Source organism: Streptomyces sp. NPDC050388 (genome assembly GCF_040655635.1).
Taxonomy (GTDB): domain Bacteria; phylum Actinomycetota; class Actinomycetes; order Streptomycetales; family Streptomycetaceae; genus Streptomyces.
The window spans coordinates 21,123-36,530 of the sequence record NZ_JBFAKH010000043.1 but is presented as its reverse complement, the minus strand read 5'-3'; the positions used below and the strand labels follow the sequence as shown (position 1 = coordinate 36,530).

The 15,408-nt window shown below is 68.9% G+C and carries 9 protein-coding genes, 4 pseudogenes and 2 riboswitches; of the genes and pseudogenes, 6 read left to right on the top strand and 7 right to left on the bottom strand.

Annotated elements, in window-relative coordinates; all coding sequences use genetic code 11:
- Window positions 1-11: 11 nt before the first annotated feature.
- Window positions 12-2,582, bottom strand: coding sequence for a Pls/PosA family non-ribosomal peptide synthetase (locus AB0I73_RS24070; RefSeq protein WP_363040520.1), 2,571 nt, complete (start codon window positions 2,580-2,582; stop codon window positions 12-14).
- A 641-nt stretch (window positions 2,583-3,223) separates the two neighbouring features.
- Between AB0I73_RS24070 and AB0I73_RS24065 the strand changes: the two genes are divergently transcribed.
- The 4 genes and pseudogenes from AB0I73_RS24065 to AB0I73_RS24050 all read left to right on the top strand — a co-directional run bounded on the left by AB0I73_RS24065 (window position 3,224) and on the right by AB0I73_RS24050 (window position 6,641).
- The gene (locus AB0I73_RS24065; RefSeq protein ID WP_363040518.1) at window positions 3,224-3,835 is read left to right on the top strand and encodes a dirigent protein; all 612 of its coding nucleotides are present in this window, start codon (window positions 3,224-3,226) and stop codon (window positions 3,833-3,835) included.
- Window positions 3,836-4,092: 257 nt separating this feature from the next.
- Entirely contained in the window at window positions 4,093-4,602 is a 510-nt protein-coding gene (locus tag AB0I73_RS24060; protein ID WP_363040516.1) for a hypothetical protein, read from the top strand.
- Between the two features lie 93 nt (window positions 4,603-4,695).
- Window positions 4,696-4,896 (top strand): annotated as a pseudogene (locus AB0I73_RS24055) (hypothetical protein); the annotation flags it as partial.
- A 632-nt stretch (window positions 4,897-5,528) separates the two neighbouring features.
- Window positions 5,529-6,641, top strand: coding sequence for a glutamate--cysteine ligase (locus AB0I73_RS24050; protein WP_363040514.1), 1,113 nt, complete (start codon window positions 5,529-5,531; stop codon window positions 6,639-6,641).
- Between the two features lie 217 nt (window positions 6,642-6,858).
- On the opposite strand, the pseudogene AB0I73_RS24045 reads toward AB0I73_RS24050, so the two are convergent.
- Window positions 6,859-7,170, bottom strand: a pseudogene (locus tag AB0I73_RS24045) (TerD family protein); the annotation flags it as partial.
- A gap of 388 nt (window positions 7,171-7,558) precedes the next feature.
- On the opposite strand from AB0I73_RS24045, the gene AB0I73_RS24040 reads away from it, so the two are divergent.
- Window positions 7,559-8,305 (top strand): restriction endonuclease, encoded by a 747-nt coding sequence (locus AB0I73_RS24040; RefSeq protein ID WP_363040512.1) that lies wholly within the window; start codon window positions 7,559-7,561, stop codon window positions 8,303-8,305.
- Between the two features lie 83 nt (window positions 8,306-8,388).
- On the opposite strand, the pseudogene AB0I73_RS24035 reads toward AB0I73_RS24040, so the two are convergent.
- The 3 genes and pseudogenes from AB0I73_RS24035 to AB0I73_RS24025 all read right to left on the bottom strand — a co-directional run.
- Window positions 8,389-8,931 (bottom strand): annotated as a pseudogene (locus AB0I73_RS24035) (FUSC family protein); the annotation flags it as partial.
- Window positions 8,932-9,029: 98 nt separating this feature from the next.
- Complete coding sequence (locus tag AB0I73_RS24030) at window positions 9,030-9,686, bottom strand: HAD family hydrolase (RefSeq protein ID WP_363040510.1); 657 nt, start codon at window positions 9,684-9,686, stop codon at window positions 9,030-9,032.
- Window positions 9,687-9,730: 44 nt separating this feature from the next.
- Window positions 9,731-9,922, bottom strand: coding sequence for a hypothetical protein (locus tag AB0I73_RS24025; RefSeq protein ID WP_363040508.1), 192 nt, complete (start codon window positions 9,920-9,922; stop codon window positions 9,731-9,733).
- A 718-nt stretch (window positions 9,923-10,640) separates the two neighbouring features.
- On the opposite strand from AB0I73_RS24025, the gene AB0I73_RS24020 reads away from it, so the two are divergent.
- Window positions 10,641-11,450 (top strand): SDR family oxidoreductase, encoded by an 810-nt coding sequence (locus tag AB0I73_RS24020; RefSeq protein WP_363040506.1) that lies wholly within the window; start codon window positions 10,641-10,643, stop codon window positions 11,448-11,450.
- Between the two features lie 877 nt (window positions 11,451-12,327).
- Here AB0I73_RS24020 and cycA read toward each other — a convergent pair.
- Both cycA and AB0I73_RS24010 read right to left on the bottom strand, forming a co-directional pair.
- The gene (gene cycA / locus AB0I73_RS24015; protein WP_363040504.1) at window positions 12,328-13,815 is read right to left on the bottom strand and encodes a D-serine/D-alanine/glycine transporter; all 1,488 of its coding nucleotides are present in this window, start codon (window positions 13,813-13,815) and stop codon (window positions 12,328-12,330) included.
- Between the two features lie 304 nt (window positions 13,816-14,119).
- A riboswitch (glycine riboswitch) is annotated at window positions 14,120-14,211 on the bottom strand.
- Window positions 14,212-14,308, bottom strand: a riboswitch (glycine riboswitch).
- Window positions 14,309-15,031: 723 nt separating this feature from the next.
- A pseudogene (locus tag AB0I73_RS24010) lies at window positions 15,032-15,322 on the bottom strand (IS5/IS1182 family transposase); the annotation flags it as partial.
- Window positions 15,323-15,408: the final 86 nt, after the last annotated feature.

Genomic DNA, 15,408 nt, shown 5'->3' with positions numbered 1-15,408 from the left:
ACGGTCCTGTGCTATTCCTGCCGCGCCGGTGCCAAGGGCTGACCGGGGGCGCCGCTCATCTCCGTGGCCGGGTTCCCGCCCCACTGCACGTGCTGCGGGACTTCCTCGCCCTTCATGAGGAAGGAGTCGGGTGCGAGTACTGAGCCGTCACCCATCGTCACTCCGTAGTGAACGTGGGAGCCGACACCGAGGGTGCATCCGTCCCCCAGCGTGCTGCGGTCGGACTTGAAGGTGCCGTCCTCCTGCGAGTGACATTGGATCTTGCTCCCCGCATTGAGGGTGCAGTCGTTCCCGATGGTGGTGAGCATCCGCTCCGTCAGATAGCAGCCGTCATCGAAGATCCTGCTGCCGATCCGGACACCCAGGAGCCGCCAGATCACGTTCTTGAAGGGAGTGCCGTTGAAGATGTCGAGGTACTCGTCAGGAACCTTCCACAGACGCTCGTGCCACCAGAAGTACGGGTCATAGATGGAGCACAACTGCGGTTGCAGCCCGCGGAAGGCAACGATGGCACGCTCCACCAGTACGAAATAGAGGGGGGTGAACGCCAGGCTGAGCACCAGGAATGCCGCGATTGCTCCGGGACCGAGGGAGTCATACAGTTCGGCATTCATGAGGGCAAGCGCAGTGACGGCGAAGAAGAAAAACCACCGTACGAGCAGGAAGAGGACCATCGACCGGATGTTGAAACGGTTCTTGGCAGCGAGGTTGCGGTGCAACTCGGCTCCGGTCCGCATGTGATCGAACCGCAAGTCACGCTCCACCGAACGGGGAATCTCGAAGCACGGCGAGCCGAGCAGACCCACTCCCTCACGTACCTCGCCATCGAGTGGAACCATCACCTTCGTCGCGAGGAGACAGTTGTCGCCCGTCTTCGCCCCGGACGGATACGCGATGTTGTTCCCGAGGAAGTTGTGCCGTCCGATCGACGCACGGGACACCCGGAAAGACGTACTCGAAAAGTCGGCATTGACGATCGACAGGCCGTCAGCGATCATCGTACCGCTGCCGACAGAGCACAGATACGGGGTCTCGTGCTGTACTTCCGTGCCGAAGTTGGACCCGGTCTGCTCCACCTGTGACAGGTCGTATCCAAGGCCGCGCAGATAGTGGACGATGTAGGAGCTGTCGCCGAAGAGCCATGTGAAGAACTTGACGTTGGTGATGCGCGCGATCGCCCGGTGCATTGAGTAGTGAAAGCCGTACAGCGGATACACCATGTCCGGCTTGACGAGCAGATTCAGCAGGCGCGGCACGGTGAACAGAGCGACGATGCCCACGACGACGAAGCTGAGGAACAGAACGCAGGACATGACCAGCGCATCGACATAGAGCTCCGCCGACACGAGCCCTGTCACGCCCGGGGCCAGTCGGTCGTTCAGTGCCGGTACTTCCGCCAGCAGCATGTACAGGCCCCCGACGGCCAACGGCACGGTGAGGAGGAACAGCTGACCCACTGTGGCGAGGCCGAAGCCGACCCGGCGCAAAGTGCCGCACTTGGCGGGCGGGATCCGCACGTAGTCGAGCTCTGTGCGCTGTGCCGGAGATCCGTGCCACCGCTGGTCGCCGGGGACCGCTTGGCCGCTGTGCAGTGATGACGCATGACCGAGCTGCGCCCCGTCACCCATCGACGTGGCAATGTCGAGCACGGTCTTCTCGCCGATGAACACATTTCGACCAAGGGCGACCGGGCCCGTCTGAATACGGCCGGCGTGCGCCCGGTAGCACCGGAAGTACGACTCCTTGCGGATCACCGTGCCGGCGCCGATCGTGAGCAGGTCGGTGCAGACCGGAACGTTGCGCGAGAGGATCGTGACACCCGGGCCGATGCGTGCGCCGAGTGCCCGCAGGTAGAGCACATACAGGGGGTTTCCGACGAAGAAGACCATCGGGTTGGCGTGGAGCAGTACCTTGACGGTCCAGAAGCGAAGATAGGCCAGACCCCAGACCGGGAAATCGCCTTCTTTCCAACGGCCGATGAGGATCCATTTGGCCGCGACCGGGAAAGTGCACATGCCGACGAAGCCGACGCCGCCGAAGACGACCGATCGTAGGTAAATGTCCGTCACGTTCGAGCCGGCGGATATCCATAGATAGCCGCGTTCGGTGAGGATTGCGATGAGGAAGGAGTATCCCAGGAAAAGCAGGAACTGCAGCACTCCGCAGAGGGTGTACTGCAGCGTGCTGCCCGGAGTCGCGGACTCCGAGGATGCTCGGCCCGGCGAGCCGGCGGGGGAGGGTGTGGCAGTGATGCCGGTTCCGGCGTCGGTGAGTGCCGCCGCCAGGCTGTGGATCGTCCGGTGATGGTAGACATCCTTTATCGAGACTGACGGCAGATCCGCCCGTTTCCTGACGCGTGCGCAGAATTGTGCCATCACCAATGAATTGGCGCCGAGGTCGTCGAAGAAATTAGCGTCGACCGAAACCTGCTCGACGCCCACGACGCCGGCGAGTACCTCGGCGAGGTTCCTTTCCGTGTCTGGCGACGGACTTTTTTCTTTCGACGGGACGTGCGTCCTGTGCTCGGCGACTCCAGGTTCATCCGGAACGGCCGTCAGGGACTCGGCAGACTTCTCCAGCATGCAAGCTCCTTGAGCACTCGCAGAACCATCGGGCTCCAGTCTCTGTCGTCCACCGACAGGGTGCCACTCGAATCGATTACGTAGCGTGACGCGAGGAGTCGTCAATGCCGGGATTCGGTTGTAACGGCCTGTCGTCCGGTATGCAGAGCAGATTCGTGCCACTGAGACGGAGATCGCGGTGTCGTGTCCTTGCTCGGCCCGGATTCACCGAATGGGCCCCGAGGGATCGTTCGTCGTGCTGCGGGTCTCGGTGCGGTGGCTGGGGGGATCGCGGACCGTGGCGGTGACGGCCCGGGCGTGGAATGTCTCGACGCGGGCGCCGCGGGGCTCATGCACCCCAATGGCCTCAATCTTGACCCTCTGTTGAGCGCGTCGCCAGCACTGCCCTTAGCGTTGCTGCCGGGCGGAGAGCCCGCTCATGAATGGATCCGGATGAATTTCGTCACGACCAGGGTGAACATGGCGAACTTTCCCAGTAACACCGCGGGCCTTCTCGCACGTTCTCGTCCACGGTCCTCAGATCTGCTCGGGTGCCTTGCCTTCTGTGAACCGACCCAACGCGCCGCCGTCCGACGGCAGCGGCGTCGGACAAGGCCTGGGCAGCCCTGACTCTGTTCATTCCCGCGCACACGGAGGCGACCATGGGCTTCGCCGGCCGGCCCTTCATATTCCTGGCCATCGCGGTTCTCGGCGGCTCTGCCGGGCTTGCTCTCATCGGATCTCCATCGGCCGACGTGATCCCGCTGAAGACGGCTGAAACTGCGGCAACTCACCCCGCCGACAGCTCCTCGGAGAAAAGCCGCACCATCCGCGTGGAAGCCCGGCTGCAAGCCGGCGAAGAGCTGGATCTGGGTGCAACGGGCCGCAGCGTCGGCGACCAGTTCGTCTTCAGCGGGAATCTGGTGTCGACCGAGGGGCCGGAAGAACGCTTCGTCGGACGCTTCGGTGGGTTCTGCGCCATCACCGACCTCGAACACAACGCAGGACAATGCTCGTCGACCGCGGTGCTGCCGGAAGGACAGATCACCGTCCAGGGCGAGCAAGCCGGGATTCCGGTACCGAGCCCGGTCGTCGACGCGATCACCGGAGGTACCGGGGAGTTCCGTAAGGCGCGCGGCCAGGTGACACAGCGGGTGTTGTCGCCGGCGATCTGGCAACTCACATTCGAAGTTTTCGACGTGCAGCCTCATCGGACCGGGGACGGCCGCAGTCCGACCAAGGTGCCGATGCCCCTGTCCTCCCCCGGCAAGTAGCTGCGTCAGGGGATCTCGCCGCCGCCCGGAATGCAGTGGCGAGAGCAGCGTTCCCGCCCGCGCCGGGTACAGGGCAGCCTCTGTCGCAGGCCCGGTCCTGGTCATCGACCGCAGGGCCTGCAGCGCCACACCGGGCGGAGGGGCGTCATTTTCTGATCGATGTCGACTTGGCCGCCAACCGGCCATGAGATCCAAGAAGTTGAGAACAAAACGAAGCGCCTCCCCGACCCACACCGATCACCACACCTGGAGACGTCGTGATCAAGAACTTCCGCGCACTCATGAACTGGGGCGTCGCCCTGGCCACCGCCACGGCCGTCACCGTCACGATCGGCGCAACCACCGGCGGCCGGCCGTCCCCGCTGCCGGTCGACCCGCACACCCGCCCGACGGCCGACCAGGGAAAGGAACCGCAGACCGAGCCCCAGGCGACAGAGCACCGACGGATCGCCACATCGGTCCTGGACAGAGACTTCAAGTTCACACTCACCGCTCTGAGGTCGCAGACCGATCCGCTCGCGGCATCCGTGCGCCTCCAGGTCTTCACCTTCGAAGACGGTGCGTGGAGAGAGTCGGACCGCGCTCTGGTCGGCGGGGTGGACGCCTGGTTCTGGTTCCCGCTGACCGGCCGCCACGCGGTGTGCGAGTTCTTCACCGCCGGTACGGAGCCCGCACCGGTTGCCGTCAGCCTGCTGATCACGCCGTCGACAGGCTGCTCACCGACCGAGAACTTCCAGATCGAGAACGGGCAGATCATCCCCGCCTGACAGCGACCGGTGGCTGCGGTGCCGACAGCAAGTCGTCAAGTTCTGCCAGGTTCCGAGAAGTTGGAGCCCTCCTGAGTACACTCCAACCATTGGCTGGAGGAGCACGGTCCAGCCCGGCATCCGCCCCGCACGCTCGCCCTGCGAGGGCAGCTCCACCTCGGCCTCCAGGACGCACGGGTCGCGCACGCGGACCTGTTTGAGGAGCTGCGGCCGACCGCCGAGTGGCCGGCCGACGCGATGGACACCTCCCGACTCCACGCCGAGCCGGCCGAGACCTGCCTGTACCTGGGCCGCCCGCTGCCGACTGCCCCGGCCACCCACCGCGCCTGCCTGGGCGACCTGAATCCCCGGAATCCGCTCGTCATGGTGCTCACCCGCCCACCCAGCGGATTCCGGATGCGGATCGCCTGACGGAGAGTGCCGGTATTGACCGGAAGCAATCTGAAGCATCGGACCTTCTTGTTGCCCTCCGCCACGTGTCGGTCGAGTCCACCCTGCGACGGGCCGCTGCCCTTGGGAAGTCGGTGTCCTCACTGCCGTAGTCGGTGTGTCGCGTGCGGAAGCCGACTGGGTGCCTTCAGGTGGCGGCTGCAAGGGCGAGGGAATGGGATCGGTACAGATGGTGGTGATCGACTCGAAGAGGCTTTCCCGCCGGCGGCGTCGGCCGGCCGGTCGGAGCGCTGCCCCTTTGTGTCTCCCGGAGCAGTGGTGTCTTCCGGCTGCCCTGGGTTGTAATGTCCCCGACCCGGCAACCGCTCAGCAGCCTGCCTCCGAACCCCGGGCCACCGACGGACGCATCGAGGCGCCACTGCCGCCAGCGGCGTGCCCGGCGGTTCCTCCGGGCACGCCGCGTCGTCGCGGCGCTCCTGCCTCTCACGGCCCGGGCGGGAGCCGGGACCGGTGAGCAGGAGACAAGGGGCGACGGCGTGCGAAGTGTGGGTGTGGAAGAGGAACTGCTGCTGGTGGACCCGAACAGTGGTGTGCCGGTCGCCGTCTCCGGCGCGGCGCTCGCGGCTGCCGACCGCCGGGCCTGGGAGCACGGCAGGGTCGGCGCGAAGGGGCACCAGTTCGAGAAGGAACTTCAACAGGAGCAGGTGGAGTTCGCGACCGAGCCGGTGACGGAGATGAGCCGGCTCCAGGAGGAGATCACCCGCTGCCGTAGGGAGGCGGCACGGCACGCGGGCACTGCCGGGGCGGTGGTGGTGGCTGTGGCGACCTCGCCGTTGGTTGTCGAGCCGTCGTTGAGTACCGGTACCCGTTATCGCTGGCTGAGTGAACAGTTCGGGGTGACGGCTCAGGAGCAGTTGACCTGTGGCTGCCATGTCCACGTGTCGGTGGACTCCGACGAGGAGGGTGTGGCTGTCCTGGACCGCATACGTCCGTGGCTGGCGGTTCTGACGGCGATGAGCGCGAACTCGCCTTTCTGGCAGGGGCAGGACACCGGCTACGGCAGCTATCGCAGCCGGGTGTGGAACCGCTGGCCGTCCGCCGGACCGGTCGAGATCTTCGGGTCCGCCGACCGTTACCACGAGCAGGTTACCGCCATGGTCGGCACGGGGGTTCTCCGTGACGAGGGCATGGTCTACTTCGACGCCCGGCTCTCCGCCTCGTATCCCACCGTGGAGATCCGTGTGGCGGACGTGTGCCTGGACGCGTCCGCTCCCGTGCTGCTGGCCGCGCTCACGCGTGCCTTGGTGGAGACGTCCGCCCGGGCTTGGCAGGACGGTGTACCGCCGGACAGGGTCGGGACGGGCTTGCTGCGCCTCGCCTCGTGGCGAGCGGGACGCTCGGGTCTCGACGGTCCCCTCCTGCACCCCGAGACCATGCGCGAGACCTCCGCTGCCGGCGCGGTGCGGGTCATGTACCGGTACGTTCGCGAGGCGCTGGTGGACCACGGCGACGACGATCTCGTTCGTGAGGGCATCGCCCGCCTCCTCGAACAGGGCAACGGGGCGCGTACGCAACGCCGACTGCTGGCAGAGGAGGGCGGTCTCGCCCGTGTCGTGACCCGCTGCGCCGACCTGACCACGAGCAGTTGACGTCCTTCCGCTGTGCGGGTTCGTTGTCGTCAGGCTGATCGCGGCTGAGCGGATCTGCCGGATCCGCTCGGTCGGCACGGTGTCCTGGCACTTGCGCGCACGGCTCGCGCTCGGCGCGTTCATCGGGAGTCAGCCGGTCGTCCCGCTCGTCGGCCTCGGCCTGGCAGATCCAGCCGCGCAAGGCCTCAGGATGTACAGCGAGTCCGCTGCCCGGTCTGAGGCAGACCTGATGGATGAGCCGCTCCCGGCTTTCGGTAGTCTCCGTCGCCCGTGTGGCCCCGGCAGAGGGCTCCGTCCTCGACTCCGTTGCGCACGGGTACCAGGCGGGACCCATGTTCTGGAAGCCGTGGCAGCCGGAGTTCTCGTGCTGCAGGTAGTGCAGCAGTTCCTGGAGAAGCCAGGCATGCACCGCGCTGCCCACTCCCTCGTGTCCGATCAGCACCTGTGCCTGGTGAGCGATCTCTGCCCAGGACAGACGGCAGAGGGCTACCTGGCGCTCGTGCCGCCTGTCGTTCTTGACGTCGATGAGCCGGCGGGCTTCCTGACGGGCAAGTACCGCTCTCTCCTCCGATCTCGAACGCCGGACCCGACGGGGCCGCGCCCGGGCAGGCCGGTCAGGAACGACGTGGTCTGCTCGCCCCGGTTCCTTGCCGGCCTACCCGATCTGCGCGCCGGCGCGGGCGCCGCGGCCGCGGGTGTGCCGGCCGGAGCCCGGTCGCCGGCAGCCGTCCTTGAGGGGATCGCCGATGTGCCGGACCGGGGGCTCCGCGCGGCGGGCTCCACCACCGACCCGTTCGCAAAGAAGATCACCGTGCCGCATCCGACCCCGGTGGGCAATCGCCTTGTCCAACAACGTCCGATCCTGGGCAGACGGAAAAGGTGATCTTCTTGTCGAACCCAGGAGGGGGCTCATCACCATGGCCGCACCTGCGCGTCGTACACCGCCCGCGAACCGTCGGCGCTCGTTCGACCTGCGCTCGACAGCTCTGTTCTTCGCCCTTCTGGCCGTGGTGGTGAGCATCCTGGGATTCGCGGCCCGCACGGCGGTCGACATCGCCGAGCGGCATCCCGGCTGGGCGTTCGTCCTGCTCCTGCTGGGTGCCGCGGGCATCACGGGCCTGGGACGCCGCCTCCACCTGGCGAGAGCGGCACGGCGGGCCGCGGCCGCGCTCGACGAGGCGGCAACGGAGGCGGCCGAGGTGTGGGAGACCGCGACCGTTCCGCGTCAGCGAGCGGCTTTCGGCGTTGACATCGACTACGACGCCCTGGACGCCGAGGAGTTCGAGGCAGCGGTCGCCCACCTCTGCGAGCGCGACGGCTGTTCCGACGTGGAAGCCGTGGGCGGTGCCGGGGATCTGGGCGCCGACGTCGTGGCCGTGTCCCCAGAAGGGTGGCGGGTCGTCATCCAGTGCAAGCGCTACGGCGAATCCCACCGGGTCGGCTCCCAGGACATACAGCGCTTCGGCGGCACCTGCTTCGCCATCCACGAGGCCGACGTCGCCGTCCTGGTCACCACCAGCGACTTCACCGCGCCGGCGGTGGAGTACGCCGAGCAGTGCGGGATCGTGTGCGTGGACCGGCAGGCGTTGCTGTGCTGGGCAGAGGGAAGCGGGCCCCGGCCCTGGGAGGCCGTGAGGGCAGTCCGGGACGTCGGGGCCCGCTGACGTCGGTCAGCGCTGGAAGGGCATCGTCCGGCAGTTGGATGTGGCGGGCTTGCCTCCGGGCGGCCGGCCGGTGGGCGGCGGTTTTGCGCATCCCACTCGCCCTCCCGGGGATCGCCGGCGACGCCGTGCAGTACGTCACCCGTCCCCCCGGCGAGCGAAGCCAGGTTCTCCCGTACGTCCCGCAGATGGATCGGCGGCAGGACGAGCGCGTCGACGGCGACACGATGAACGCGCCGAGCGCCGCCCGGCCCAGTCGGTGCCCGACGGCGGTCGCGCTCACCGTGCCCGAGGCGATCGTGAACGGTGCCGTAGCGCGAGTGCGCCCGTCGTGCCGCCGGCGACGGCCGGGGCCCCGGATGCCACCAGGGCCCCGATGCGGATCGCCGCGAACTGCCGCGTGGCTTGGACGAGCGAGCTGTGGACCGCGGCCCGCACCGGCAGCAGCACCCACGGTGCCATCAGCGCCGTCGGGCCGCCGAGCCAGAGCCCGTGCCGTCACCCAGGCGAGCAGCACCGCCACGGCGGTCTTCAGCGACTGTACGACCATGTCCCGTTTCCGCCCCGGCCCGCCGAGCGGTCCGCACCGCCTGCCCGACGGCCCGCACCTCCTGACGTACGGCGCCCACCCCGCGCCCTCGGCGCCGCCCACCCGGTGGTCTGCCCTGGCTCCATCACTTCCCTGCCCCGCGTCATGTGCTGCGGGTGTCCCGACGTCTGCGGGGGCTCATGCCAGGGGACTGTCCGGCAGGGACGCCAGGAGGTGCGCCGGGTCGTCGTAGACGGCCTCCGCGCCGGCCTCCAGCAGATCGGTGCGCGGGATGCCGCCACACAGCACACCCACACAACGCACCCCGGCGCGGCTGCCCGCGCGCATGTCCCACACCGAGTCGCCGACCAGGACAGCGCGCTCGGCGGGCACGCCGACGAGTTCCAGGGCGTGCTCGATCGGTTCCGGTGCGGGTTTGCCCTCGGCGACATCGTCGGCACTCGCCGTGGCGGTGATCGCGTCGTCCGCGTCGATCGCTCGGCGCAACGCGCTCAGCTCCGCGCCGCCCGCAGAGGTGACCAGCACCACCTGTCGGCCGTCACGGTGCAGACGCCGCAGCAGGCTGCCCGCCTCCGACAGCGCGGGCAGCCGGTCGAAGTACTGCCCGTACAGAGCCTTGTGCGCGGAGCTCAGTTCCTCGTCGAGATCCGTGTCCCGGTCGTCGCCCAGCAGATGGGCGACCAGGTCGGAGGAAGGCAGGCCCACGGCCCGGTGGATGGCGTGCATCGGCATCCGGTGGCCGGCCTGCCGGAACGCCTCCCACCAGGACGTCACATGCAGGTGATTGGTGTCGACCAGTGTGCCGTCGACGTCGAACACGGCGGCCCGTTCCATACGCGGTGTCCCTTCGTCTCCTCACCGACCGCACGGGTACCACCTCAGCCGCCCGCCACTCCCGAGGGCGTCCTGTGCTCCCGGGTCCGGTCCGGCAACCGCTCCGGGGCCGGGGCGGCCACCCGCCCGGACGGTATCCCGTGCTCCTGGGCGCGGGCGCAGCCGGGGATCTGCCGCTCGGGCCGCCCCGGGGCGTGCGCGTCGGTGTCGAGCGAGAACAGCGCCTCCGCCGCCACCGTCCGGCGCAGCAGCTGCAGCAGCCGCTGCGGCGAATCATCGACCGGGCGTCCGTCCGTAGCCTGGAGCGCACGGCCGCCACCGCGACATCCAGGTGCTCCCGCAGGCCCGGCTCCTGGTCCAGGGAGCCGTCGTCGAGGGGCGCACCCGACGACGGCCGGCAGCCGGAACGGTGCCCGGCTCCCCTGGGCGCCGCCACCGCCTCCCACTGCTCCCGCAGCCTGCCGACGAGGAGCCCGCGGGCCACGGTCAGCCGCGGTGAGCGAGCCGCCGCCGTCCGGTCGGAGTGCAGGTGGCAGTCGCCGCGCAGCAGCGCCCGCAGCTTCCGCCCGCCCCGTACCACCGCCGTCCCGACGGCGACGAGTGGGCGCAGGCGGCCGGGCGCCTCACCGGCCGACGCCTCCCGCACCCTTGCGCGGCCTTCGGGCCGAGGCCCCTGAGTGCCTTTGGTGAGTCGGCCGCGGCCCGCCTCGTGCGGGCCCGGCTCCGTCAGCATCCGGGCCGTGGTGCGGGAGGTCCGGACGCGGCATGTCGGTGCCAGGGACCGCTCCAGCAGAAAGCCGAGCCGTTCCAGTGCCCCGACGGGCTCCATGGGCGCTTCCTGGCTCCGGGGCTCCCCGGGGCGCGGACGACCGCACGACGGGCGGGCGGTTTCTCCGACCCGCACCCGGGTACTGCGATGCTTCGTTCCGCCCCGTGACCACGAGGAGGCCTCCCATGTCCGCTCCCGCTCCCGCGACCGGCAAGGTCGCCGTGCTCACCGGCGCCGACTCCGGCATCGGCAGGGCCACCGCCGTACGGCTGGCCCGCGCGGGCATGGACATCGGCATCACCTGGCACCGCGACCACCGGGGCGCCGAGGAAACGGCCGAGGAGGTCCGGGCACACGGGCGGGAGGCAGAGGTGGCCCCGATGGACCTCACCCGGCTGCCCGACGCCGCGGACACCGTCGACGAGCTGTGCGACCGTCTCGGCCGCATCGACGTGCTGGTCAACAACGCCGGTACGGGCACCATGACGCCCTTCCTGGACCTGGAGCCGTCCACCGTGCACGAGGTCCTGGACGTCGATCTGGTGGGCCCGTTCCTGTGCGGGCAGAAGGCGGCGCGGCACATGACCCGGCAGGGCGGCGGTGGCCGCATCGTCAACGTGACCTCCGTCCACGAACACCAACCCCGCGTGGGCGCCGCCCCGTACTGCGCGGCCAAGGGTGGCCTCGGGCTGCTCACCCAGGTCATGGCACTGGAGCTCGGCGAGCACGGCATCACCGTCAACGCGGTCGCCCCCGGCGAGATCGCCACGCCGATGACCGGTCAGGAGGACACCGACCCGCACACCGAGAGCCGTCCCGGCGTCCCGCTCGGACGGCCCGGCGATGCCCGCGAGGTCGCCGCAGTCATCGCCTTCCTCGCGGGCCCGGACGCCTCGTACGTCACCGGTGCCTCCTGGAGCGTGGACGGCGGCATGCTCCGGATGGGCCCGCAGGCCGGGTCACATCTGACGAACGACGACTGGCGGCGCCCCTGAACGGGCGATGGACGCGAACACCGCGTTCGCGCGGTTTACGCTCCGCCCTCTGGCCTCCGCGTTTCGCCGCCGGCGTCCGGATCCTGAGCGGAAACGCGAAAGTGCCCCCTGAGCTGGGATGACGAGGCTTGTCCAGGGCTTCTGTCGCCACGGCAAGGGGGCACTTTCTGCGGACACGTATGACATGAGGTCGCGTGTGTTGAGCGGACGCTCCTGGAGAGGAGGTCGGCGATGGCGCCGACACAGGCAGGCCCCGGGTCCGCAGCACCCGGCGGGCGTCGAGGGCGTGCACTGCGACGTCGGACTGTTTCCTCTCGGCATCGGGCGGTAGTCGCTGGCGGGCCCGGTGAGGTCGGTGGGCGTGGTGGTGCCGTGGGCGTTCGTCCGGGGAACCCGCGGGGCGCCCAAGAGCGCCTCCCGGCTCCCCGGCCCCGGAGGCCGCGTCGCACGCCGCACCGTACGCGCCGTCGCGGTCCCGCGGCAGGAACCGCGGGGACTTCATGCGCATGCCCGGGTCGGCGGTGAGGGTCCGCGCGCGGTGCCCGGCCCACTTCCGGGCGGTGACTCCGGTGCCCGCAGCCTCGTGCCGAGCGCGGCGCCGGGGCGACACTCGCGGCGTGGAGGATCTACCGGACCGCCGAGGGGGCGAACCAGAACCGGCCGGTCTGCTCGTAACGGACCGGTCCGGCCTGTGTGCCGACGTTTCGTCCCGTCGGGGCTGGGGCGGGTGTCCGGGCGGTGCGGGAAGCGCAGCTCGGTGGCAACTGGACGTGCTGCCACCGGGCTGTTGTGGCCGGCGGCGGTCGAACCGCCGGCCGGCCGTCACCGGGCGTTGTGTTGTGCGGGTGTTCTGTGGCTTCCCCGTCGTGAGGTCGCCTCAGTCCAGGGGCTGCTCCACGGAGCCGGCCGGGGATGCTGTCTGCCGGGCCTGGTGGGGGCGGCGACGGCGGAGCACTGCCCATGCGATGCCGAGGACGACGAACCACACCGGGGTCACCAGCAGTGCCTGCAGGGTGTCCTCCTTCTGGGTCAGTGCCCAGATGAGGAACGCGAAGAAGGCGAGTACGACGTAGCACATGATGATGCCGCCGGGCATCTTGAACGTCGACGCCTCGTGCAGGTGAGGACGGCGCTTGCGGTACACGAGGTAGCAGATCAGGATGATCGACCAGACGAACATGAACAGCAGGGCCGAGATGGTGGTCACCAGCGTGAAGGCCTCGATGATCGAGTCGCCCATGGTGACCATGACGACACCGGGAAGCAGGAAGAGGCCGGACAGGAGCAGGGCGTTGACCGGTACCTTCCTGGAGGTGAGCCGGCCGAACCGTGCCGGCGCGTCGCCCTCCTGGGCCAGGCCGTAGACCATCCGTGAGGTGGAGTAGATGCCCGAGTTCGCGGACGAGGCGGCAGAGGTCAGCACCACGAAGTTGATCACGGAGGCGGCGATGCCGAGGCCGGCCAGCGTGAACATCACGACGAAGGGGCTGCGGTCCGCGCTGATCTGGCGCCAGGGCGTGACGGAGATGATCGCGACCAGGGCCACCACGTAGAACAGCATCACGCGTACCGGGATCGAGTTGATCGCCTTGGGCAGGTTCCGTTCCGGGTTCTTGGTTTCCGCCGCAGTGGTGCCGACCAGTTCGATGCCGACGAAGGCGAAGGTCGCGATCTGGAATCCCGCGACGAACCCCATGGGACCGGTGGGGAAGAAACCGCCGTCGTTCCAGAGGTTGGAGAAGCTTGCGGTGGCACCCCCGGGGGCCTGGAAGCCGCCCAGTACCATGCCGAATCCGACGACGATCAGTGTCACGATGGCGACGATCTTGATCAGTGCGAACCAGAACTCGGTCTCACCGAACGCCTTCACCGTGGGCAGGTTCAGGACGATCAGCAGGACGACCGCCGCGAGTGCCGGGATCCACAGCGCGAGCCCTCCCCACCAGTACGACACGTACCCGGCGATCGCGATGACGTCGGCGACGCCGGTGACGATCCAGCAGAACCAGTAGGTCCATCCCGTGAAGAAGCCGGCCCACGGCCCGAGAAGGTCCGAGGCGAAGTCGGCGAAGGACTTGTAGCGCAGGTTGGACAGCAGCAGCTCTCCCATCGCCCGCATCACGAAGAACAGCATCGCGCCGATGATCATGTAAACGAAGATCACTGAAGGGCCGGCCAGTGAGATCGTCTTGCCCGACCCCATGAACAGACCGGTTCCGATGGCGCCGCCGATCGCGATCAGCTGGATGTGCCGGTTGGACAACTGCCGGGAGAGGTGCTGCTCGCCCGCGGGGGAGGGCGTCGGTCCGGGCTCCGTCCCGGGCGCCGGGGCGGTGGTTGGGACGGCTTTGCTGCTGTCATGCATGAGCGAACCTCGTGGATCTTTGGTGCGTGTGGGCCGTGACAGGCGTGTCCTGGGAGGCGGCCGCACACGCATGGGGGAGCGAGTGGGCGCAAAGAGCCGGCATGAGTGGTGGGGCGGTCGGCGGAGGGGTGCCGGGCACGCCGAACATGCCTTCAGAGGGGCGTGGGCCCAGGAGGGCCGTGGTGGGAAAGCCGGAGCTCAGTCGGGATACCGACGGACGGCCGGCGGCCGGGGTAATGAGAAAGCCATCGGGGGGTCCTCAAGAGTCGGGCACGGGCAGGAGCCCGCGCTGCCGAGTGGAGCCTCCCCCTCTGTCATGGGGCCTGAGAGCTTCGCCGCGAAAGTTCGCGGCTTGCACCGTGGGCGAGACGCAGGAGCGCCTGCTTTTCAGAGGTGCCTGCCCGAGCGGTAGGGGTGCCTGAGAGTTTCCGGGGAGGTGTTGCTCCTTCGGCGCCCGGGTCTGGCTGACCCGGTGCTCTCCCGCAGCGGGATGAGCGGCGATGTGAGGCTAGGCCCGCACCGGCAGTGGGTCAAGACCTGCGTGAACGTTGATCATTTACTGCCGGGTAGGACGGCGTTTCAGGACCGCGTGCACCTTCCCGCAGGTGCGGGCCGCTCCAGGAACCGGGCCGGCCTCGTGCGTCGGCTTCGCCGGGATGCCGGTCCCCTCCCGGACCTCGCGGGTGACGCCGGCCTCCGGGGTTTCGTCGAATTCGAGGACGACGCCGGAAAGTTGCCTTGAGCCACTGCCGGTCCGGCGGATCGCCGGGAGGCGCCTGTCGGTGCGTACCCCCACTCCGGTTACGGACGGGGAGTGCGGGAACGGAGGCGTTGCTTCCTGTGGTTGACTCCGGGCACCAGGTATCCAATCGGTCTGCCGGCCCGCTCGCTGAGACCGGCGCCTCCGCGTAGGCCGACTCCGTCGCGGACAGTTGTGGCAACGTGATGGCCGAGGCCCTGAACAGCACCTTCAAGGCCGAACCGGTCGAGATGCAGGGCCCCGGACCAGCTTCGGCCAGGTCAAGCACGCGATCTTCCGGCAAGTCACCCGGTACCGCGAGGAACGGCTCCGCTCCGCCCTCGCCCACGTACCGTCTGCCGAGTACGAACGCGAGGGTGCCAGCGCCAGGAAGCCATCTCGCAGTCCGCCTGAGGCAAGATCACCGGACTCCGCGAAAACCGGGGCAGTTCAGGGTGCAGGCAGCGATCGGCCGGTCGGCGGCAGGGTGCCGTCCAGGATCACGAACGCCTTTGTCCGCACGGTCCTCATCGCCCCGTCCAGGGTGGCCAGGACGTCGATTGCCTCGTGCGGGGAGCGGTACGCGGTCGCGGTGCCGATGCGGAAACCGGCGACGAGCCGGGCGTAGGTGTCGCCGCACCGCAGGTGGGCCAGGGCGCGCGGGGCCCGACGCCCGGCCGGCAGGCGTCGTCACCGCGTCCCGATCTCCCGCCGCCGAGCGCGGAATTGCCCCGTCAGGTATCGAAGGGTGTGGCTGGACAGATCAATCGACGACGGGGGGAAAGCACACGAAACTCCTGACGGGCATGGGCGATCTTGGTCGAGAACCCGTCTACCAGGAGTTTCGTTGCCCC